14 protein-coding genes are annotated in these 22,310 nt (G+C 51.5%); 7 read left to right on the forward strand and 7 right to left on the reverse strand.

Annotated elements, in window-relative coordinates:
• Positions 1-14: 14 nt before the first annotated feature.
• Entirely contained in the window at positions 15-2,432 is a 2,418-nt protein-coding gene (locus ACFOSS_RS12615; protein WP_377153024.1) for an EAL domain-containing protein, read from the reverse strand.
• Between the two features lie 208 nt (positions 2,433-2,640).
• Here ACFOSS_RS12615 and ACFOSS_RS12620 point away from each other — a divergent pair, with 208 nt between their 5' ends.
• From ACFOSS_RS12620 to ACFOSS_RS12630, 3 genes are all read left to right on the forward strand, one after another.
• On the forward strand, positions 2,641-3,318 hold the full coding sequence (locus ACFOSS_RS12620; RefSeq protein WP_377153026.1) for a Dph6-related ATP pyrophosphatase: 678 nt from the start codon (positions 2,641-2,643) through the stop codon (positions 3,316-3,318).
• Between the two features lie 96 nt (positions 3,319-3,414).
• Complete coding sequence (locus tag ACFOSS_RS12625; protein WP_377153028.1) at positions 3,415-4,020, forward strand: hypothetical protein; 606 nt, start codon at positions 3,415-3,417, stop codon at positions 4,018-4,020.
• 16 nt (positions 4,021-4,036) lie between these two features.
• Complete coding sequence (locus ACFOSS_RS12630; RefSeq protein WP_377153031.1) at positions 4,037-6,067, forward strand: DNA phosphorothioation-associated putative methyltransferase; 2,031 nt, start codon at positions 4,037-4,039, stop codon at positions 6,065-6,067.
• Positions 6,068-6,078: 11 nt separating this feature from the next.
• On the opposite strand, the gene ACFOSS_RS12635 is transcribed toward ACFOSS_RS12630, so the two are convergent.
• Together ACFOSS_RS12635 and dndA are read right to left on the reverse strand one after the other, a co-directional pair.
• Positions 6,079-6,903 (reverse strand): restriction endonuclease, encoded by an 825-nt coding sequence (locus ACFOSS_RS12635; RefSeq protein WP_377153033.1) that lies wholly within the window; start codon positions 6,901-6,903, stop codon positions 6,079-6,081.
• The gene (gene dndA, locus ACFOSS_RS12640) at positions 6,900-8,024 is read right to left on the reverse strand and encodes a cysteine desulfurase DndA (RefSeq protein WP_377153035.1); all 1,125 of its coding nucleotides are present in this window, start codon (positions 8,022-8,024) and stop codon (positions 6,900-6,902) included. Before dndA ends, ACFOSS_RS12635 begins: the two co-directional genes overlap by 4 nt.
• 95 nt (positions 8,025-8,119) lie before the next feature.
• On the opposite strand from dndA, the gene dndB reads away from it, so the two are divergent.
• The 4 genes from dndB to dndE are packed head-to-tail and all read left to right on the forward strand — an operon-like array spanning position 8,120 to position 13,206.
• The gene (gene dndB, locus ACFOSS_RS12645; protein ID WP_377153037.1) at positions 8,120-9,211 is read left to right on the forward strand and encodes a DNA sulfur modification protein DndB; all 1,092 of its coding nucleotides are present in this window, start codon (positions 8,120-8,122) and stop codon (positions 9,209-9,211) included.
• Positions 9,208-10,875 (forward strand): DNA phosphorothioation system sulfurtransferase DndC, encoded by a 1,668-nt coding sequence (dndC, locus tag ACFOSS_RS12650; protein ID WP_377153039.1) that lies wholly within the window; start codon positions 9,208-9,210, stop codon positions 10,873-10,875. Before dndB ends, dndC begins: the two co-directional genes overlap by 4 nt.
• Complete coding sequence (gene dndD, locus ACFOSS_RS12655; RefSeq protein WP_377153041.1) at positions 10,872-12,851, forward strand: DNA sulfur modification protein DndD; 1,980 nt, start codon at positions 10,872-10,874, stop codon at positions 12,849-12,851. The genes dndC and dndD overlap by 4 nt, the downstream gene beginning before the upstream one ends.
• The gene (gene dndE / locus ACFOSS_RS12660; RefSeq protein ID WP_377153043.1) at positions 12,844-13,206 is read left to right on the forward strand and encodes a DNA sulfur modification protein DndE; all 363 of its coding nucleotides are present in this window, start codon (positions 12,844-12,846) and stop codon (positions 13,204-13,206) included. Before dndD ends, dndE begins: the two co-directional genes overlap by 8 nt.
• On the opposite strand, the gene ACFOSS_RS12665 is transcribed toward dndE, so the two are convergent.
• Genes ACFOSS_RS12665 through dptG form a run of 4 tightly spaced genes read right to left on the reverse strand, consistent with a single transcriptional unit; the run spans position 13,196 to position 22,307 of the window.
• A complete protein-coding gene (locus ACFOSS_RS12665) occupies positions 13,196-14,137 on the reverse strand; it encodes an HNH endonuclease (protein WP_377153045.1) in 942 nt (313 codons plus the stop codon). The two genes, dndE and ACFOSS_RS12665, sit on opposite strands and share 11 nt — an antisense overlap.
• Positions 14,138-15,835, reverse strand: coding sequence for a hypothetical protein (locus ACFOSS_RS12670; protein ID WP_377153047.1), 1,698 nt, complete (start codon positions 15,833-15,835; stop codon positions 14,138-14,140). It abuts the gene before it with no gap.
• On the reverse strand, positions 15,836-21,010 hold the full coding sequence (dptH, locus tag ACFOSS_RS12675) for a DNA phosphorothioation-dependent restriction protein DptH (RefSeq protein ID WP_377153050.1): 5,175 nt from the start codon (positions 21,008-21,010) through the stop codon (positions 15,836-15,838). It lies immediately after the preceding gene.
• Complete coding sequence (dptG, locus tag ACFOSS_RS12680) at positions 20,991-22,307, reverse strand: DNA phosphorothioation-dependent restriction protein DptG (protein ID WP_377153052.1); 1,317 nt, start codon at positions 22,305-22,307, stop codon at positions 20,991-20,993. The genes dptH and dptG overlap by 20 nt, the downstream gene beginning before the upstream one ends.
• Positions 22,308-22,310: the final 3 nt, after the last annotated feature.

Consider the following 22,310-nt stretch of genomic DNA (forward strand, 5'->3'; position numbering starts at 1 on the left):
ATCGCGTAGGGCGTTCATGATGAATACGGTGAAAGCGCGCTGCTGAGTGGCAGACAACCGGGTTGACTGCCGATGGCAACCGGCTGATTCCACATTTGGATGATCTGCTCCGCCGGGACCGGACGGGCGAAGTAATAGCCCTGTCCCTGCTCGCATCCCAGCGCTTGCAGCAAGTCGGCATGCTCTCGCGTCTCCACCCCTTCGGCGACTACCTGCTTGTGCATCAGATGCCCCAGACCGATGATGGTCTTCACCACCATCGCATCTTCTTCATCAACCGTCGCCTTCAGTACGAACGATTTATCAATTTTCAGATAATCCACCGGCAGCTCCTTAAGCGTAGCCAAGCTGGAGTGGCCGGTGCCAAAGTCATCAATCGCCACCCGGATCCCCATGTCACGCAACTGCTGCAGTTGCTGACTGATATGATCCAGATTCAACATGGCGTTGTTTTCGGTGATCTCAACCTGCAACAGGTGTGACGGGATCTGATACTGCTGCAACAACTCATCGATACGCAGATGCAAGGTAGCTCGCAACAGCTGTTTAACCGACACATTGACCGCCACATTGAGCTCCAGACCTTGATCGCGCCAGGCCGCCAGCTGTCGGCAGGCCAGCCGCAAAACGAGATCACCCAGCTCGACAATCAATCCTGTGGCTTCCGCCAACGGAATGAATTCATTCGGCGAAATCATGCCTTCCTGAGGGTGCGGCCAGCGCAGCAACGCCTCGACACCAACCATCTGTCCGCTATCCAGCCGCACCTTCGGCTGGTAATAGAGCTGCAGCTCCTCGCGCTCAATCGCATTACGCAGCTCCATCTCCAATCGGGTCGAGCGACTGATACGGTCTGTCATGCCACTGTGGAAGAAACGGTGCAAATTTCCGCCTTCAGACTTGGCCAATAACATGGCGCTGTCGGCGTGCTTGAGCAAATCCGATGCCGTAATGCCATTCTCCGGAAAACAGACCACCCCGATCGACACCGTAACCTGAACCGGCAGGCCATTGATCTCCAACGGTGTTGCCGCCACATTAGTGACGCGTTTTAACACCGGCTGCAACGACTCTTGATCGGCGAGATCGGGCATCAGGATCACGAACTCATCGCCCCCCATGCGGGCCAGCGTGAAGGTTTCATCCATCTCGCTACGCAAACGGCGGGCAAACGCCGCCAGCAAGATATCGCCCGCTTCATGCCCCAGTGCCTCGTTGATATGTTTGAAGCGATCCAGATCCAGATAGATGAGGCTAAACCTGCGCTGCTTGGCATGGCAGACATGCAACAACTCATTGAGTTTTTCCTGCAGCAAATAGCGGTTCGGCAACCCGGTCAATGCATCATGGAACGCCATGTGCCGCAGCGATTGTGTCCGTTTATGGCTGGCGGAGATGTCGTGAAACAGCACGATATGGCGGGTCTCACCGTCGATCTGCACCCGATTGATCACCACCCAAGCCGGATACTCACGCCCGCCCAGGTGTTCATCCCAGATCTCCCCTTCCCAGTTGCCGCTCCACTCCAGCGTCGTCCACAGATTGCGATAAAAGGCCGCATCATGATGTCTCGACAGCAACATCGGTGCCATGCGCCCCTTGAGCTCCGGCTCGGAGCGGCCAGATGCCAGCCGCGCTGCCGGGTTGGACTCGATCACCTTGCCCTCCCGGTCGAGGATCAACACCCCCTCACTGGTCTGTTCCAGCACCTTGGCCGACAGCATCAGCTCACGGGTACGGTGCGAAATCCGCCGCTCCATCACCGACAGCAGGTGTTGATATTCCCACTCGCGCAATGCCAACCGCTTGAACAACGGGCGGAAGATGAATAGCCCCTCCAGCAGCAAGGTGAGCAACATAATGCCCAGGCCAACGCGTTGCAGCATCTGTAAACGGTGGATGACCTGTTCACTATGATGCTGGTAGGTCAACACCACGGCATCGAGTTGATTGAGCAAGGTGGTGTCGGCTAATTGCAGCAGATCCTGCAATACCTCGGGGCGATTGACCGGGCCGGGCCGGACCACCAATCTGACGTCATTCAAATAACGATTGATCAAACGGTTGATGGCCAGGCTGCCCTGCTCGTAAAGCTTGGCCACCTCCGGCACATAGTGGTTGCCAAGGCGCGAATTGGCATTGGACAACAAGCGGTGGGCAGCAGTCATTTCGCTCAACGCCAGTTCGATACGGCTTTGCAACACCTGGCGCTGCGCCGGACTCTCACCGGGCCATTGCAGTGCCAGCTTGGCCAGCCGTTGCGACAACATGCGTTGCCGTCCGGCCAGGTTGACCACTTCGGCAACCTGCGCCTGGCTGGCAACCACTTTGGCCAGCAACAGATGTGAACCCAAAGTCAGACCGGCCAGCAGGGCTAACGCCAGCACATAGGCAAGGGTTGTCAATCGGATATGTGGCAATCGTCTTGTCACACTGCCTCCGGGATCTCGTGCTCATAAAATGACTAACAAATCGTCAGTCAGCATCATGTTCCACTCTTTCCAGCCCCCGTAACCGCCTCTTTTGAGACCAGCCCGAGGTTTTGTTCTAGGAGTATAGAAAACAATCCGTCGACGATCGCTTTCCCGGGTCATCTGTTGCCGCTAGCATGAGCGGCGTCGCATATCGCAAGGAGTCGCCATGTCCCCCTCTCTGTCGCCGCTTCGAACCCTGATCAGCTGGTCTTCCGGCAAAGATTCCGCCCTCAGCCTGCTGCGCTTGCGCGACGATCCGCGTTACGACGTCATCGGCCTCTATACCACTCATGTGGCAGGTGGCGTGCCGTACCAAAACACGCCGCTGGAGGTGGTGCAGCAACAGGCACACCAGCTAGGTTTGCCGCTTATCACCATCGCCCTGCCGGAAGTGTTCCCGCCCAACCCGGTCTACCAGCAGTGCGTGGTCGATGGCCTGCGGCACAGTGGCCTGGCGATTGATGCCGTAGCCTTTGGTGACATGTTCCACAATGGCATTGCCGATTACCGCCGCAGCTACATTGAACCCGCCGGCTGGCAGTGTGTCTTCCCGCTGCTCGGCGATAACCCCGCCGACCTGGCGCGCGAGATCCTGCAGCGCGGCATCACCACCCACCTCATCACCGTTGACACCAGCCAGTGTGATGGCCGCTTCTGTGGCCGCCTGTTCGATGCCGGCCTGCTGGCCGAACTGCCGCCGGAGGTCGACCCGTGTGGCGAGAACGGCGAGTTCCATACCCTGGTCACCGACATGCCCGGCTTTAGCTCCCCCCTCACCCTGCACCCCGGTGAGATCGACCGCAGCGGCAGGTTTCATGTGCTGAGCTACCAAGTAGCCGATTAAAGGCGCGAGCCACGGCACAGGAGAGAAGCATCAGGCTCGCGCAGGAGAGACCCGATCTGGCAGAGTAAGCTCTTAAAGGTTGCGAGAGACGCCAACATGCTCCATCTGCCACCCAGTGATTTGAGATTGAGTGCCCCCTGTAGCCGTCACTTCCGCTATCAGCAGCTCATCTGCTGCGGGGAGACCTGGCAGCGCACGCAGTTGGCGAACCTGCCCGAGCAGCCCGCTAGTTGGCAGGCATTGGCTGTGCTGGCCAGCACCATTCTTGACCCTGTGGTCGACCAATTGGGGCCCATAGAGCTCACCTTTGGATTTTGCTCCGCGGCACTGGCGCGTCTGATCCGGCAAAATCCCCAACCCAGAATCGCCCCGGCGCTGGATCAGCACGCTAGCCATGAGATCAATACCAAGGGGCTACCCATCTGTTCACGGCTGGGAGCCGCCGTTGATTTTTATAGCCACCAAGTCAGCAGCGCCGAGCTGGCTCGCTTTATCGTTGAATCCCTACCCTTTGATCGCCTCTACTACTACGGTGCCGAGCGACCAGTGCATGTGAGCGTTGGGCCAGAACGACTCGGGCAACCAGAATACCGTGGGCAAATTGTGTGGATGAAAGAGCACATGGGGCGGCGGATCCCAAGGCGGCTAACACCCACCGCCTTTATCCAGCAACTGGAGCAACTGGAGAGACAGGCATGCTAATTCCGGAGGCTCTGTCATGCTGACCCCAGAGCAGTTTTGCCAGCGGGTAGATAAGTTGGCGGTCGGTAAACGGCTACCGGATGCAATTTATCTGCACCGTGATGCCCTGCAGCAAAGCGATGAGGCGCTGGGTCGATTTGTGCAAGCCGTCGCCTTGGCACTCAAAATCCCGGATGACGGATGGAATGTGATCAAACTGGGCCGACAGGCTTTTCGCCTCTCGTTGCTGCACTACCCCACCTTTTTTAGCGATGCTTACCCGGCTTTGCACCGCAGCATCACGGTGGATCTGGCCAAACTTCAACACCGCATCATGGAGTACCAGGAGCAGGAAAACCCACCCATCTTGCATCGCAAAGAGCAGATGGTGCTGCCCACCCATCAGGACCATGAAGCGTTTTGCCTGATCACCCAAGAAGGCGAAGCTGCTGGCCTCTATGCCGAGCCGCGCCGGATCGGCTTTAAGCAGAGTTGGGAGCGCCTGATCAACCGTCATGGCTACACTCTGGTCGATGGCCGTTTGTTTCGTAACAGCATGCTCGCCGCACCGCAAGCCGACAACGAACCCACCATCGATCGGCACAAGACGGCTCTGGTACGCTACGAGCTCTCCGCCCCCATGAAGGCATTAGCCAAGCATGGCTACCTAAGCGGCGAGTATTCGCTGTTTGATTACGGCTGTGGCCGCGGGGACGATCTGCGGGAGTTGGAAGCCCATGGCATTGATGCGCTGGGCTGGGATCCCAACTTTCGCCCGGAGGGTGACAAGGTAGCCTCGGCACTGGTCAATCTGGGCTATGTGATCAACGTAATTGAAGATCGGGATGAACGCATCGAAGCCCTACTCGGGGCCTGGGCCCTGGCTGATACCCTGCTGGTCGTGTCGGCCATGCTGGGCAGTGAAGAGTTTATCGCCCAGTTCAAGCCCTACAAAGATGGCATCATCACCTCGCGCAACACCTTCCAGAAATACTTTAACCAGAGCGAGTTACGCGGCTTTATCGAACGCACGCTGGATGAGCAACCCATCGCCATCGCTCCCGGCATCTTCTTTGTCTTCAAAGATAAACTCGAAGAGCAACGCTTTCTCGCTGGCCGCCAAAAGCGCCACCATGGCTGGCAACAACTCAGTACACCGCGCATTAGCCAGGAAGAGAAAAAACGCGCCCTGCTGGAAAGTCACCAGGAACTGTTTAACGCGTTCTGGCAGCAGTGTTTAGGCTTGGGACGAGTCCCTGCCAATGAGGAGTTTGCTCGCAGTGCTGAGTTGCGCGCCTTGATAGGCTCGCACCGCCAGGCGTTATTGCTGCTGGCCGAGGGAGAGAGTGAACAGAGCCAGCAGCTCGCTCAGGCCCGAGCAGAGCGCATCGAGGATCTGCTGGTCTACTTTGCGCTGAACCTGTTTGATAAACGCAAACCCTATACCCAACTGCCCGATGAGCTAAAGCGCGATATCAAGGCCTTCTTTGGCGATTACCGCTCGCTGCAGCAGCAGGCCGTCGCCCTGCTCTACGCCATCGCCAGCCCCCAACAGATTGCAGCGGCCTGCCAGCTGGCGCACCAACAGCTCCTCGCCTCCTTGCTCTTTGCCGACCACTCGTTGCTGCTGCACAAGCGCTATATCAACGAGCTGCCTGCTCTGCTGCGCGTCTATGTAGGCGCCGCCAGCCAGCTCTATGGTGAGCTGGATGAGATCGATGTGGTCAAGATCCATATCCAATCCGGCAAGGTGAGCCTGATGGGCTATGACGACTTTGAGCAACCCATCCCCTACTTGCGTGAGCGGGTGAAGATCAAGATGGCCGAGCAAGATGTGGATTTCTTTGACTATGTGGACGAACAGCGCCGCCCGCCACTGCTGAATAAAAGCTATCTGCTACCCGCCGAACATCCGGACTTTGCCAAGCAGCGCTCGCTGGAGCAGCGCCTAGGGACACTACTCGGCGTGGATTTGAGCCAGGATTTAAATCTCAGCCGGATAGAGTTTGAGGCAGGGCTAAAACAGGCGGAGGTCAGGATTGGAGGCTTCAGGCTATACCGCCGCTGAAGCCCCTCTGTTCAATCCCATAGCAACTCGGTGTCGAAGTCATAGACATCGATCATCTGGCGCTGAACACCGATCCCCTTTTCAATCATGATTTCAGCCAGCTGTTCACCATCAATAAGGATGATAGGTACACAACCCGGTTTGAAGGAAACCTCTTCGGCCTCTTTGGTAAAGCCGCTAGTAGTGATGAAGATACCTTGCTCGAAATCACCCGTGATATCGCCGCGAAATGAAGAGACTGTGGGTCTACCGATCTTGTTATCTTCACCATAGCGTTTGCACTGAACGGCAACGCGCATTTCGGCAAGGCCCATTCTCAGCAGTCCCTTCACATCAATCCCGCCATCACGACCACGGCTAGTCAGCTCCATGCGGGTGAAACCATAACGCGAGAGGAACTGCCGGCAAAAAGCTTCAAATCGATCTGGTGGTAACTGGCGTAAGCTAGCCAATATCTCCAGTTTCACTTTTTCACGCTGAATCGCAGCGAGATCCTGGATTTGCTCGATGTAAGTCTCAACCTCTTCGGCGGACGTTTCGCTTTCCGAAAGAGTGAGGGGCTGAGTTGGTACGCTCGGCGAATAGGAAACAGCATCCAGCAGTTGGTATGTTCCATCTTCATCTTTGCGGAAAAAACGCTGCTTGTGCATCGAACCTAACGTTTTGTTCGCGCAGTGACGATCCATCGTCACCCGTATTACCGACTGCGGCGATTTAGCCCCGAACTCATAGAGTTGGTGTTGCTGAATACATTGGTAAATTTCGTCTACAGTCGCAGGACGACCCAAAAGTAAGAGTGCCTGTTTAGCTGCATCAACTATCGTTCGAGTAATCACAGTAATTTCTTAATGCTGTCAATGACTTCAGCCAATGGTATGTCTTTTGTCATGTGACACCAAGAGATTCGAATCGCACCTTCGATTCTTTCTTCATCCAATCCCATGGCGGTAAGAACATGGCTCGGCGTATAACTCTGTGATGTGCAGGCTGAGCCATTCGAGATGGCCACCAACCGTTTCAAACCTACCAAAGCCGCCTCAGAGTTCACTCCAGGGATGGAGATATTCAAAACATGGCTGGCCGTATTCTGACCATTTTCAACACATCCCAACGGCAACAAGGCTTCCCTGAGCTGCTGTTTTATTGCCTCACAATAGGCTTGCCGTGATGCTTGCTCATGGCTGGCTTCTTCGCAGGCTTGTCCTAAACCGGCAATCAATGCCACAGGCAAAGTACCAGGACGCAGCCCTCTCTCTTGCCCACCGCCAAACATCAACGGAGCCAGGGGCGCACGAGCATAGCCGCGACGCCGCAGTAACAGCGCGCCAATCCCTTTTGGGGCATACATCTTGTGGCCGCTGATGCTGAGCATATCGATACGACTATTTGCCAACACAGCACTGTATTTGCCAAAACTTTGTGCAGCATCGACATGAAAGAACGCGTCATGAGAAGCCAGCACTTCACAAAGCGCCGCAATCGGTTGAATCGAACCAGTCTCGTTGTTGATATGCATCACCGACACCAGCAGAGTGTCATCCCGTAACGCCCGCTGCAGATCCTCTGCCTTGACCATACCGGTCTCATCTACGGGCAGATAAGTCACCTCAAAGCCACGAGCAGCCAGCTGCTCTATGGGCTCCAGCACAGCCTTATGTTCGATAGGTGTCGTGATAATGTGCTTACGGCCGGTTTTTTCTGCATAAGGCACCAGACCCAGAATGGCCAGATTGTTGCTTTCAGTAGCTCCGCTGGTGAAATAAACATCCGACTTGTCAGCCAGCACAAGACTGGCCACCTGCCCTCTGGCTTTCTCCACCGCCTGCTTGGCCACCGCTCCGAACTCATGGGTCCGACTACCAGCGTTTCCATATTCTTCAGTCATATAGCGCATGACAATTTTGGCGACATCCGGCGTCACCGGCGAAGTTGCGTTGCAATCCAAGTAAACAGTCATTATCCTTGCCACCTGTTTTTGTTCGTACGTACACACAGATTTGTTCGAACCAGATAACATGGTGTCACAAACATTGTGGAGCGCAAAGGGATACCATGATAGAGCCGTCATTCGAGTTCGTTTTTCCTGCTATTCGCGGTATTCAAGCGGACAGTGAGTACTATGTTTCCATGTGCCCGCTCAAGTTGCTGCCCCGGATTTTTCGCTTCGACGAAGACGACCTCTCCCCGGAGCTGCGAGCCCAACGTACCCTTAATACTGCCCGCGTTCCAACCATTGCAAACTACATACTGAAGTATCGAGATTCCTACGTTTTTTCTGCTATCACAGCGTCGGTGGATGGTGACGTCCGCTTTGAACCTATGGGTAACAATGGGGAAAGCAGCCGCATCGGTGCACTGCGGATCGGGCTGGATGCACAATTTGTCATCAACGATGGCCAACACCGTCGAGCAGCCATAGAAGCTGCATTGAAAGAAGACCCGTCATTAGCTGAAGAAAGTATCTCTGTGGTGTTCTTTTTGGATCGCGGCTTGTCCCGTTCGCAACAGATGTTCAAGGATCTGAACCAGAACCAAGTTAAAGCCAGTAAATCATTAGCCATTGCCTACGACCAGCGCGACAAAAGTGCCGCAGTCGCTCGTGCTGTGGCGGCCAAGTCCAAGGCCTTCAAGGGCATCGTCGATCTGGAACAAAACAAGCTGGGTAAACGCTCGCGCAAGCTGTTTACGCTCAGCGCTATTCATCAGGCCACACAAGAGCTCTTTGCCGATTGGGAACAGCTGGATAGCCATAAAGCCATTCGCGATGCTTGCCGCTTCTGGAATGAAGTCGATCTGCTGATCCCAGAATGGAAACTGGTAAGAGGTTCCAAGCTTACCGCTGGAGAGGTCCGTGAAGATTTCGTACACAGCCACGCTGTTGCGCTACATGCGCTGGGTCATGTCGGTAAGGCCTTGCTTGAGCAAGGCAGCGATTTAAAACAAACCTTGGCAGGACTGGCGACACTCGACTGGTCACGCCAAAACGGTGAGCAGTGGGAAGGGCGCGCCCTGATCGGCGGGCGCATTCATAAGACCACCAATACCATGTTGCTCACGGCAAATTTCATCAAACTTCATCTCGGCCTGCCGTTAACGGAAAGTGAACAGCACGCAGAGAATTTATTCAGGAAAGGCAAGGCATGACCATGGTAGTGCACCCCGCCCCCTCGGCCTTTGATGCGGGGTTTAAAGAGACCATCGCCAGACTGGTTGATCAAACCAAGGCGCTTTATTTGAGTGATCAAATCCCTTGGGTCATTGGTTACAGCGGCGGCAAAGACTCCACCGCTATTTTGCAACTAGTCTGGTATGCGATGCAGGAGTTACATGCTGAAGGCAAAGCTAATAAGCCGGTTCATGTGATCAGCACCGATACCTTGGTTGAGAACCCGATTGTTGCCATGTGGGTTGAGCGTTCATTAAACCAGATGCGCAATGCCGTGCAGGCCCAAGGTCTCAACATCATTCCCCATCGTCTGACCCCTGCGGTAAACGATCGCTTTTGGGTGAACCTGATCGGACGCGGTTATCCTGCGCCACGCTACAAATTCCGCTGGTGTACAGATCGTTTGAAGATCAGCCCCTCCAACAACTTCATTCGTAATGTGGTAAAGCAAAACGGTGAAGCGATTCTGGTGCTCGGTACACGCAAAGCTGAAAGTGCCGTGCGTGCAGCCACGATGGAGAGCTATGAAAACCGCGCTGATAACACTCGCAGTGCTGTGGGCTTAACCGTCAACAAGCAGCTGGACCGGGTATGGATTTATACCCCGATTGCCGACTGGAGTAATGACGACGTCTGGCAATATCTGATGCAGATAAAGAATCCTTGGGGGTTCCGCAATCAAGAGTTGCTGGGTATGTATCAAGGGGCAACTGCCGATGGTGAATGCCCGCTGGTGGTCGATAAATCCACCCCCAGCTGTGGCGACAGTCGCTTTGGTTGTTACGTGTGCACCATGGTCGGTGAAGATAAATCCATGGCCGCCATGATTCAGAACGACAGTGAAAAGGAGTGGATGCTCCCGCTGCTACAGCTGCGCAATGAAATTGATGTCAACGACTCTAATCGGGAAGCCAAGGTCAAAAAAATCACCCGCGATAAATCGAATCGCGATTTTCGGCGCATGAATGGCAGCCTGACAGTGCATATTAACGAACATGGCGCCGATCTGGTGCGTGGCCCTTACCGCCAGCCATTTCGCGAACATATGCTGCGAAAAGTGCTCGAAGCACAAAAACAGGTTCAAGCCATTGGCCCTGAAGAAGTTCGACATCTTGAGCTGCTATCCCGCGAGGATCTCGAGGCCATCCGAACCCTGTGGCTCGAAGAAAAATATGAAGTCGAAGACAGCGTGCCGCGGATTTACGAACAGGTATTTGGCAAGCCTTACGAAGAGCAAAAACGCCAGGCCCACAGCCTGCTCAATGCCCATGTTATGGATAAATTGAAAGCTAAATGCGCGCAATTTAATGATCCGGATGGTTTGCTCTACGAACAATTAAGAACCCTGCTGACCATCGAAGAGCGGCATAGCAAACTGCTGCGCCGCGCCAAGTTATATACCGAGCTCAATAAGAGCCTGGAAACCATGGCATTTAATAACATTGATGAAGCACGCGAATTTGCCTTGAATCGTCGTCTCAATGAAAACAATATCAAGCTGTTGTTACCACATATTACAGAGCAAGAAAAACAACAGCTGGAGTGGGAAAATCAGAAACTGACTGAGTCCTTATCCAGAGAGCATGACAACACGCGTTTTCTTGAACATGAGCAAATCCAGATTGAAGAGCGTTCCGAATGATTTTTGAATGTCTAACCCTCAAGAACTTTGGTATCTACAAAGGGGAACACACCATTGATCTGGACAGTCCAGATCATGCCAAGCCGATTATTCTATTTGGGGCGCTCAATGGTGGTGGTAAAACCACCTTTCTCGATGCGTTGCAATTAGCCTTGTATGGCAAATATGCTAAATGCTCGAACCGTGGGCGATTAAGCTATACCGCCTATCTTGAACAGACGATCAATCGCTATGCCACGGAAAAAGAGACTTCGATTACCCTGCGCTTTCGTCATGAAGTCGGCGGCAAAAAACATATTTACGAGATTAACCGTGCCTGGGAAAAAGTCGATCGTAAAGAGTGTAAGGAGTCGGTGGTCGTTAGTCATAACGGACACCCGGATGCATTATTGAGCGAACATTGGGATGAATTTATTAATGAATTTATTCCGCAATCCCTCTCTGAGTTGTTCTTCTTTGATGGCGAAAAAATTGAAACTCTTGCCGATCCGGCACGTGCGGCTGAACTGGTAAAAACCGGGATTGAAGCGCTGCTGGGGCTGGAATTATTGGCGCAATTACATATTGATCTTGGCGTGTTAAAAAACCGGCAACAAGAAGAGCTGCTGGATGAAAAACAGCGCTCAAAATTAACGGATGCCGAAGAGCGTCTTGCCGAACTCAAGGCTGCACGCAATGCACTGGACAACGAGTTCAGCAACGCCATTGAAGCGTTGAACGACAAAAAGGCAGAAGCAGAATATTGGCAGCAACAACTGCAAGATAATGGTGCCCATCTGATTGCCACTAAAGATGAGATCGCTCGTGAAGAGACGCGCCTAAAGACCCAGCTGGAAAACATTAATTCCGAGCTGGTTAAATTAGCTGCCGGAGCCTTGCCGTTAAAGCTGGTATTACCGTTAATTGAGCAGACTCAACAACAACTGCAAAAAGAAGCGGCCATCAAACAATATCAGAACGCGCGCTCACTACTGCTGACCCAGGAGGAAAAAATACTGGGTCTATTACAAAAACAGAGTGTCAGTTCGGCGCAATTGACCACACTCAAGAATCAGCTGGATGCCGAGCGAGCCGCCAGCGACAGTCTCTATTCCGAGACCTGTTATCTCAATAGTGACCCCAGTATTTTTAATGGATTTCACGAGAGACTGGAAAGAGAAGAGCAAGAGGCAAAATCCCTATTAGCGCAAAAATCCGAGCTCAGTAATAAATTGGAGCTGATCAAGCGCAAGCTGGAAACCATCCCAGATGCAAAATCAGTGCAACATCTTATTGAGCGCTCACTTGCCAGCGATCTGGAATTGCGTCTCGCGGAAACCAAGCGTGGTGAAACTCTCGCCCAAATACAGCAGATGGAAGAGTCGATTCAACAAGCTGAAGAGCAGCTCAATGCCATTCGGGTACAAGGCAATGCGCTGAACTTTGAACAGCAACGTCAACAACAGCTATCTGAGCATATGGCCAAGCTGCAAGAGATTGTTGTCGAATTTAAGAATGAACTGGTGCAAGAGAATATCGAGCGACTACAGCGCAAGATTAAATCAAAATTCGATACTATTAAACGAAAAGAGAGTCTGATCAGTGAAATAAAAATTGATCCAGATACATTTGTCTTAACACTCTTAGCCCAAGATATGCGCCCTATTTCACCGCACCGTTTATCGGCAGGTGAACGGCAACTGCTGGCCATTTCTGTACTCTGGGGCTTAGCCGATGAGTCTGGAAAAGAGCTGCCGACCATCATTGATACCCCCATGGGACGGCTGGATGGTAAGCATCGCAGCCGACTGATTGAGCAATACTTCCCAATGGCGGCGGCGCAGGTGATATTGCTGTCAACCGACGAAGAAATCAAAGGCAGTTATTACAAGAAGCTCAAACCCTATATCGCCAAGGAATATCATATCTCCTACGAGGAGTCGCAATTGACCTCCACCATCAAGCCCGGCTACTTCCCGGAGGAAAAACATGATTGAACATATTCGCCTGTCAGAAAAAGCCAAACAACAGTTGATCGTAATTAAGCGCAAGACTGGCATCGAAAATTGGAACGTGCTGTGTCGCTGGGCACTTTGTTTGTCCTTAGCTGAAGAGTCCATTCCTCCCTTTGAAGATATTCAAACAGATAGCTCTGTTGAAATGACGTGGAAAGTATTCTCCGGTGAATTAAGCGATGAACTTAGAAGTATTTTCTTGAATAGGATACATCTTGATTTCGAAGAAATAGATGAGAAAGAAATAGCCACTCAATTTAAGCTTCACCTCCACCGAGGCATTTCATTTCTCATCAGAAAGATTAATACTATAGATGAGATATTTATTAAAGAGTAAAATCATTAAATTTACTCGAAAGAATAAATCTGTCATCTAAATCATCATGATCTTCACATACAACCTGCATATTAAGCGGATTAATTAACTTCGACTTACCAAGTGATGATCTAACTCGTAATTCATTATTTTCAATTGTTTTGTTACAGCTTGGGTGCTCGCATTTCCTTCGGAGACCAATTAATCTGAGCACCCAATAATACAAACCATTAGAAGGATATGAGTCCATACATATATGCTTCTGTGCGGTGCTATACCCCGTTATTGAGTCACTCTTGATTTTATTTGCCCAACCACAAACCAATCTATAATTTCCAATGTCGTCAGCACCACCTTGAGAGAAGGGGTGCAGATGGTCAATTTCAATTGATATATCTCTTTCATTCAGTCCAATTGGCTTTAACCTGTCAACATATACTGGTAATTTAAGAGCTAAATGTTCACTTTTGGGCTCTGTAAAGTTAAATATTGCCTCTTTTGTGAACTGATAACCAGTTAACCAACATCTTGGTTTTTTACCATATATATCCAATAAGGCCAACTTTGTTTCAAGTGATACCGCTTTTCTTATTGATTTTTTATTATGATATAATGACACTCTATCAATAACCAACTTTGAAACATGCTTTGACAATGAAATCTTTTGCTCATCTGATATTTGCATTCCAACCAAGGCGCTAATTTCTTTATATATGCTTTCAAATACAAAAGGAAACGATGGAGCCTTATGTAGATATTCTCTTTCTATGAATTGTTCAATAATCCATCTAAACCATTCAATATATATATCTCCCTGAAGAAGGTCCTTTCGGACCCCCATCAGTAACTCTGGTGGTTTTATGCTTGAGATTTCATGATGACTGTCCCAATCCCAGCACAGCTCAGGTATAAGGTGACCACTGCAGATCTTATTTATCCCCATTACTGTCATTTATTTTTTTGCCACTCTATACTTTTTCGCCTGTGGTAATTGCGTAGGACAATCTCTATATTCTGACCATATTTCTGACCAGTTAGATCTTATCCCTGTTGAATCCTTCTTTACTCCGGCTAGATCCCAATCTCTGTCAAAGTATTTTCTATCGACGTCTTCCAACCACAAATCCATAAGATCTATTATTGATTGTTCATCGTCGACTTTAGATTTAGTTGTAACAAGAAACTTAAAGAAATCTGCCGCGAGAATTGTTAATGAGATCTTATTAAAGAGGTTTGATGTTCTTGGTCGCCCCCAATAGTTGTTTCGTTCCTCATTATTAACATCAGAAAACTCATCCCTGATCTTCTTCCAAAATACAATGAAAAGAGTTCTCCATGGTCCATTTAATTCCCGCCAATTATCGAAAGAACTAGCTCCATTTGACGAATCAACAATATTTGATTCATCAAGATGTTTTTCCTTCCATCTTTTCGCATAATCCACTTTAGAATGAAACAACACCCCTCCACTCAATTCTCTAAAAATCTGAATGAGAGACCCCATTACGTTCCATTGAAGTAGATCCTTTTTTTCTGTTTGAATTCCACGCTCCACTAAATTAAAGAATGGACTTTCTGGACTCTTAGCCGCCCATGTAATCGCTCTCGCCTCTTCCAGAACAATTCCAGACTCTCTTAATCTGTCTGAAACCGATTCCATTTCATCATTTGTAAGCGATGTCGATATTATTGTTCCTAGCAATGATTTCCCTATCGGAGTTGCTTTTTGATTTATAACAACAAATTGAAACACCTGCTCTTTGGGATCATCTTCCATCAGTAATGAAACGGGTAATCGACGCGAAACCTTGTTCAAATATATTTTCTCTGCCTCTTCTGCGGTCCCCTTCTTTTCCGCAATAAAAGTTGCTATTTCATCAGTTAACTCTGAATTATTAATGGCATCTTTCGCAGCCAATATTGCGCCTTTCAATCTATGCTGTCCATCTACCAGTGTTATCGGAAGCAAGAATGAAATAATAGCATTCCGCTCGAACCCTAAGAACACATCGCCAGATTGTATTTCGTCATCTTCAATCTCCTTCGCAATTTCATGACGAACGACAACATCCTTTAAAAATTCATTTAAGTGTGACTCATCAAATATAAAATTATCATCGTCAGACTCTAAATTTTCAAACTCATCTTCTGCATTTATCACGTCATAATGGGATTTACCAGATTGCTCTTTATTTAAAGCCTCTTTAAGCTTGCTTAATTCTTGTTTATCAATTGATGAAGAACCATTCCCTATTCTTACCTCGAGAGACTTACGTAGTAAATCTAACAAAACAACAAATTTTTCTTTAGAGAGATCAGGACATTTTATTGTAATAAATCCACAATCATCACCATTTTCAGATGAAAATACCACAGTTCCTCCTTCCGTCTTTTTAAGACCACAAATGAGGCTGTTCTGTACAACATTTTGAGTGTTACCATAAAAGCTTTTAAGTTGTTCTAGTCTTTTGCTATTTTCTGTTCTTTGAAATCCAGCAGTTTCAACATTATTGGACTCCATAGTCTTTTTCTGCGGTATACCAGCCCAATTAACGATTTCTGTTGCTGGAGCACCAAATAGCAGTAATGGTTTACTTTTTTCTGACTGAACAACTCTAATAGCTGGATACTTATATTCTAAAAAAATCATCTAAATAATCTCCCAAAACGCTCTATCCCGCATCTTACTGACTTGCTTTTCGCCGTCAATATAGAGGCTAAAATGCTTGTCCAGCTTGCGGATGGTTTCCATTAATTGATCCTGTTCGCTCTTATCATCTTTATTAAAGATGGCCTTGATATCGGCATTCTTGATTTCGGCGACGCGGTGCACCACCCAAGTCAGAATATAGGAGCCGTAATTGTTTTCCCCGGTCTTGAAGTGGCTCAAATCCTGGGTCGAGAGAATGACCCCGACCCCGTATTCCCGCCCTTCCTTTAAAATCTTGCGCAGGCTGGGGAAGTCCTGCGACATAAAGTTGTCGGCCTCATCCACCAGTATCATCTTGGTGATTTGGCGGTAATCGCCCTGCACCTGCGGCTTGCCGCGCTTTTGCATCTGCGAGTAGAAGAGATCCAGCGTCAGGGCCACCACCAGGTTCTGGATCTGTGGCGAGTAACCCGCCAGCTCGATCACGGTCACACCATCGAGCAGGTCATACAGGGAGCAGACGGCATCCGGCTGGGTCTCGAAGATCTCATAGGTCACCAGTGAGTCGAGGGCCGCGTAGAGCGAATCCTCTTCCACCTTCTCCTGCTCCAAAAACAGATCCCACACCTGGGTCAAGGTTGGCGCCGGTCTGCTCCAGGTGCTGGCATCCGACTTACTGATCCCCGCCAGTTCATAGGCATCCAGGATCAGCTTGCGCAGTTTGAGCTGTTGCTTGGGCCCCAAGCCAAATGCCTTGGTCAGGGTTTCGGCAAAGCCAGTGGCGGTATGCACCGGCAACATCGGCATATCACCGTAGAGGCTCAAGGGGTTATAGGGCAGCCGATGCAGTTTGAATTTCTTGCTCTGGTTGGTATCGGTAAAGGCATCATCCACATAGTCGGACTTGTAATCGAAGATCAACATACCGATGGGCGCACCATTGACGTTATTGCCCTGCTGACGCATCAGCTGAGTGATCAACGACTTGGTAAATTGCGTCTTGCCGGTGCCCATGGTGCCTATGATGCCGGTATTGGTATTCATAAACTTGGCAGTATTGGTGGGCTCCCAATACAAGGGGGTATTCCGTGGCGTGCCAGCATCATGGCCAAATAGCACCTGCAGCGGGCCAGTGGGCTCGCTTGTCGCTGTCGGTTCGCTTGTTACTGTGGTCTCGCTCATCACTGTGGGCTGTGCCGATTCAGTGTTTGCGCTTGCCTCATCGGAGGTATAGATAGCTGGCGACTCTGCGGCCAGCGGTACAGCGCTCGCAGCGGCAGCGGTTGCGGTGGTTGCGGCGCCAGCCGATCCAGGTTCTTCAATCGGCGCGCTCACCGTCGGTTGCAGCGGCTGCAGCCGGTAGTGCTCGGCGCCCTTACACCATGCAACAAACTGCGCCAACTCGGCGTCGCCTTCGGCTGACATCAGTTGGGGGAGCAGCGCATAGGGCAATTCAATCTGCAGCAGGTTCTGCGCTGTGGTTTGCAACTGGGGTTCAAAGCAGCTGTCGTTTTCGATATGCGCCAAGACGATGCCGTCCACATAGCCGGGCACAGCACTGACGGCATACTCACCCTTGAGCCACCATTCGCGACGGGCCAGCAGTTCACTCAACCGCTCGGCACTGAGTACGCCATAGAGCCTCAACTTCTCGACCTGCTGCAGCACTTGGCGCACAAACAGGCTACGATAGAGGCGATTGGCCAGCCGTTGTGGCCCCAGCACTTCATCCCGCAGGTAGCGCAGCAGCTCTTGAGCTTGCTCACCGGCATGTTTGAAATCCGGACGCGCGCCAGTTTTGACCTCCAACGGCAGCAAATAGAGGGTGTCATCCTTAAAGCCGACAAACAGCACGTCATCGGAGATGGCACCCTTGCGGTAACCGTGCACATGGCGAGAAAACTCGCTGTCGCTCATCTTGAGGCCCACATTGCCGGAGACACGAATCATCTCGGCCACCGACAGCGGCACCCAGCTGATATCCGACTCGAGCAGCAAGCCACTAACAAACTTGTAGGCCCCTATGATGCCGTTCTTCTCTTTGCGCTGGGTGGCATTCGCCGTCAGCATCTGCAGCAGCCACTCGCCATTGAAGGCATTAAATTCCGAGAGCAGATTGCGCCCCAGGGTCTGGCTCTCCTTACGCAGCAGGCCCTCAAACAGATCGACCCGCCGTGTCACGGTAATGGCATCGTAGCCAGCCGCACTGGTGTATTGATCCGAATAGTGGATCAACACCACATCCTTCTGGCTGGTAAAGAAATCGAGAGTCACCTTGGGGTCTATGATGGTGGTCCACAAGGCGCTGTTATAGGAGTGAGTCAGCAACTGCTTGAAATCGGCGCTGACGGCCAGCCCGATGCCCAGGCCAAGATGGCTATCGTTACTCTTGCGCGCCGGTTGCCAGAGCTGGCCCAGCAGCCGAGCCACGCGCAGGCTGGGATGGGGTTCAACCTCGACATGCCGCAGACCAAAGGCGGTGAAATAGGCGCTATCTTTGGTCTCGGCCGCTTCACCCGCGATCAGGCCATCACAGAGCACCCCACTGAGCGCCTGGGAAATATCCATCGGACGGCAGTCGACCGGCGCGTTATTGCTGAAAAATGCCAAGTGGGCATAGGCAAATTCGCTCCCTTCGGCAGGGGTGACGAACTTGCTGTAGGTGAGTCGGCTGCGCAGCAGATCGATCAGCAGGTCAGCATCTTCACGCCAACCTCCGCTGTTCAAGCCAAGCCAGTGTTTGAGCTCGTCATAGCTGGCCATATCGGCAAAACGGTCAAACTCGTTGTATTGCAGCCCGGCATCATAAAAGTTCACATGCAGGGCAAATGCCCGTTCACCGTGTTGCTTGAAGTGCTCCACCAGCCCTAAAAATAGCTCGCTCGCCTCCCCTTGATTGATGGCATTGATGATCAAGGTACTCTGCGGGCCAGCCCGGAACAGGCGGGCATAGGCTTGGGTGAACTCAGCCAGTTTGTCTTTAACCAGCCGTTTGACAAAGCTATGGCTCATCAGTTGTTGCGGTACCAACTCCAGCCAACCGCTATTCTCCTTCACCGGCTGCAGATGGGCAAAGCCCGCCTCATCATAGGCAAACGGCATCAGGCCCGACGCCACCAGACGTTCGCGAGTCACCTCCGGCAACTCACTAAAGCTGCTCTCACCGTTGTCATCCCGATCGGCGCGGATCGCCGCCACCAGCTGGCCGTAATAGGCCAGCACCAGAGGGTGCAGCGGGGTAAAACGCTCCTTCTCCTCGATCTTGCAGAGCCCGACGCGCAACAGTCGTTTCTCGTCCAAACCCAGGACGCTATGCAGACGGATCTGCTGCAACGCGGCTTCATAGGCACTGACAACCGCCGCGGCCAGTACGCTGTACCCATCCCCCCAACTGACCAAACTTGGCAGTGTCTTGTTGCGAGTCAGATAGTCATACAGAGCCGCATAAGCGTCATGCAGTGCCGGATGCGAAGTTTGCAGGCTACTCAGGCGCACCGGATCACCACAGCTACCGATATAGATCAGTCGCTCATCGACCAGGCGAGCCTCGAGCGTCAATAGTTGCTGTCGCACCCCAACGACGGCGTGCTCCGCATTGTCGAGAATGATCTTGCCCTTGGCGCGGTTGTATTCACCGTTGTAATCGTCACACAGCAGCTTGGCAAAGCGCTCCGTGTCAAACAACAAGGGTTGGCTCACCCCCTCTTCGGCGGCCGGCCCTTCGATATTGATCGGCAGACGCGATTCACCATGGCACAGAGTGAAGTGGATCATCTCGCTTTGATTCGCCTGCTCGGCAAAATCGACCCAACTATAACGCTGACAATCGACCTCGTCATCGTCATCGCCCAGGTGCATACAGGCACCTTCATCGGCACTCAGCTGCAGCCGATCTTCATCCATCAACAGGGTCAACCAACCATGGCGGGGATCGACGCGAAACGAGTTCTGGATTGGCTCGAGATAAAAGCTCCCTTCTTTGAGGAGCAGACAGCGCAACTTGTACTGTTCGGAGCGATTGTCTCGCTTGAGCTCGATGCTGAAAAATGTGGGTTGGCCATCAAAGGGCAGCGTCAGATCAGCCCAGCAGCGCTTGCCACCGGCTCGATTGATCTGCTTGTGCAGCTGCTTTTCCAATGCTTTGTTATGGGCCAGCTGGAGTTGATCCGGCTCCAGATCATTACCGGTAAATGTCAGCGTCATGGTTAACTCAGACGCGGAAGCGGGAACCTGGATCAGCAAGCTCAGCTCTTTTTGCCCAGCCTTGGTCTGACTCTTGGCGCGCTGGAACAGAGAGCCCCCCGCCATATCCGCACCGAGATCTATGGCATCGAGCACCAGTTTTTGCGCCTTGTTGGCATCTATTTCATCCAGATAGGTCTGGAAATCCAGCTGCCGCCAGTCGGCAGGCTCTTTCACAAAATGTTGCTGGATAAACTTGGGACCAAACTTGTTCAGTTGGATATCCAGTTGATTGGCATAGTGCTCGACACTGAATTCGATATGCCGACGCAGGCTACGGTTTTCATCCAACCGACGGCGGATCTGCGCCGTTTGGCCACTCATCTTCTGGATCAAGGGGTCATCAAATAGACCCAACTCGCTGAAATCAAGTTGACCATCCTCCAGTGAGCGATAGAGAGAGGCAAAACCAAAGATGGTCGCCCCCTCCTCTGTCACCATCTCCAGTTGGTCGAGTAACAGGCAGTTCGATAACTCCCGCATGTCACTGTAGGGATCAATCAAACTGGCCAGCCGCGTTTGTAGCGTCTGTGGATGCCAGATAGCCCCCATGGCGGCGACATCGCGCGCACTGTTGATCAGGGTATCCAGCATGCTGTTATGAATGATCAACAAGGCGGTAGAGGCAAACTCACCGCTGCGGCTGGCAACCGCATCACGCAGATGGGAGATGTAGTTCTCAGTGCAGCCTAACGGCGCTTCGCCGTGCAGAACCGGCAACAAGGCCACGCCATTGCACACCACGGTGGGCAAGGAAACACCAGCCAGGGATAACGTTTGCCCGGCCGCTAAACGGACAAAAGCCTGATACAGACGCTTAGAGTTCTCGGCATCGGGTGATTTGAACTGATAACGGGTGCCTGCCTGGATGTCGCTCCCCACCCAGTCCATAAACTGCTCGGCCAGGTACTGCTCATATGGTTTTGCGGACATAAACGGCATCTCCACTATCACTCATTCTTTCCACATTGCCCATGCGCTCATAGAAACTGACCAATACCTGCTGGGACTGGTTGTCCAGATAAAAACCGCGTTGTTCAAAGCCCTTGATCAGCTCATGCAATCGCAACTTGTCGCGCTCGCCAATCGCCAGATTGGTCAACAACAACAGCTGATCCTGATTCAAAACCAGAACCCGTCCAGCACGACCACGGGACTGAATGAAGTTGGCACCGACCTGTTTTTCCAACTCTTTCACGTACTTACCATTGATTTCACTGCGGGTATCTTTTTCGGATTCAAACTGTTTCATAGCCAGTTCGCGTAATTGCTCAAACGCCTGGGGCACAGAGCTGGCTGATTCCAACGCGGGTAAAGAGCGGGATACAGCAAACGCCTGCAAGTAGCGATTCAGATCCGCAAGCAGTCGCTCTTGGTCTTCGTAGGCGACCGCTTCTTGATAGATCCGCCACAACGGTCGTTTAGGCGTTTGGCTTTGCAGCACCTCTAACGCAGAGAGCATCGGGAATAGGCGCTTGCTCGATTCGGAGAAGAGCTTGTGGCCATAGTGCTGGACCGCAACCCGCTCTTTGCTGGCCTTTTCATTATCCAGAATAAAATAAAGTGGCTTGCTGACCGGCTCACCGGCCTTCCAATCCGTTACATGAAGGGCCAATTGGGCGCAGTAGGTAAATGCATACAACTGCAGCATATGGGTTAACTCTTGCAGCAAATACTGCGGATGCCGGGCCAAAAAGGCGAGATCGCTCAGGAAGGCATTCGCCAGATAGGGAAGATATGGCTGTTCCTGAGTACTCAATGCGCTGCCCTGCTTCAGCTGGCCACGCAACACCGACAACATTTCCTGCTCAATAAAAGTGAGGTTGTCGTTTACCTCATCAGGCAGAAAGTAGTTACCCATCAGACCCGCAAATAGCTCGCCCATGCGTAGATTTTCAGCGCCGAGTTCACTTTTACCACTGCCTTTACGCTGCGCCTTGAACAGCAAGAACAGCGGTGAAATATGAAATACCGCCTCGGTGGCAAAATACATGCGATCCAGCACAGGCCAGAAACCAGGCTCATCGAGCTTGGCAATAAATCGGGATTGGCAATCCTCGCGAAATTGCTCAAATGGGTAATGCTTCACCAAGCGTTTGAGGGCATGCCCTAATACCAGACCTGTGATGGTGTCCCAATTAAATTCATTGCCCTTATTGCGGATCGGGAGATAGCTGTTGAGCTTGTTTTTATCTGACGGGGTTAATCCCTCGGGAATCGGATACATCATGGC

Origin of the sequence: Pseudaeromonas sharmana, assembly GCF_042649925.1 — a bacterium.
In the GTDB taxonomy this organism is placed as follows: domain Bacteria; phylum Pseudomonadota; class Gammaproteobacteria; order Enterobacterales; family Aeromonadaceae; genus Pseudaeromonas; species Pseudaeromonas sharmana.

What these genes read in the sequence shown, in the direction of transcription:
- dndE (WP_377153043.1), top strand. Translation starts at nt 12,844, where the DNA reads ATGATTGAACATATTCGCCTGTCAGAAAAAGCCAAACAACAGTTGATC.
- dndB (WP_377153037.1), top strand. Translation starts at nt 8,120, where the DNA reads ATGATAGAGCCGTCATTCGAGTTCGTTTTTCCTGCTATTCGCGGTATT.
- dndC (WP_377153039.1), top strand. Translation starts at nt 9,208, where the DNA reads ATGACCATGGTAGTGCACCCCGCCCCCTCGGCCTTTGATGCGGGGTTT.
- dptH (WP_377153050.1), bottom strand. Translation starts at nt 21,010, where the DNA reads ATGTCCGCAAAACCATATGAGCAGTACCTGGCCGAGCAGTTTATGGAC.
- dndD (WP_377153041.1), top strand. Translation starts at nt 10,872, where the DNA reads ATGATTTTTGAATGTCTAACCCTCAAGAACTTTGGTATCTACAAAGGG.
- dndA (WP_377153035.1), bottom strand. Translation starts at nt 8,024, where the DNA reads ATGACTGTTTACTTGGATTGCAACGCAACTTCGCCGGTGACGCCGGAT.
- dptG (WP_377153052.1), bottom strand. Translation starts at nt 22,307, where the DNA reads ATGATGTATCCGATTCCCGAGGGATTAACCCCGTCAGATAAAAACAAG.
- ACFOSS_RS12625 (WP_377153028.1), top strand. Translation starts at nt 3,415, where the DNA reads ATGCTCCATCTGCCACCCAGTGATTTGAGATTGAGTGCCCCCTGTAGC.
- ACFOSS_RS12630 (WP_377153031.1), top strand. Translation starts at nt 4,037, where the DNA reads ATGCTGACCCCAGAGCAGTTTTGCCAGCGGGTAGATAAGTTGGCGGTC.
- ACFOSS_RS12665 (WP_377153045.1), bottom strand. Translation starts at nt 14,137, where the DNA reads ATGACAGTAATGGGGATAAATAAGATCTGCAGTGGTCACCTTATACCT.
- ACFOSS_RS12620 (WP_377153026.1), top strand. Translation starts at nt 2,641, where the DNA reads ATGTCCCCCTCTCTGTCGCCGCTTCGAACCCTGATCAGCTGGTCTTCC.
- ACFOSS_RS12670 (WP_377153047.1), bottom strand. Translation starts at nt 15,835, where the DNA reads ATGATTTTTTTAGAATATAAGTATCCAGCTATTAGAGTTGTTCAGTCA.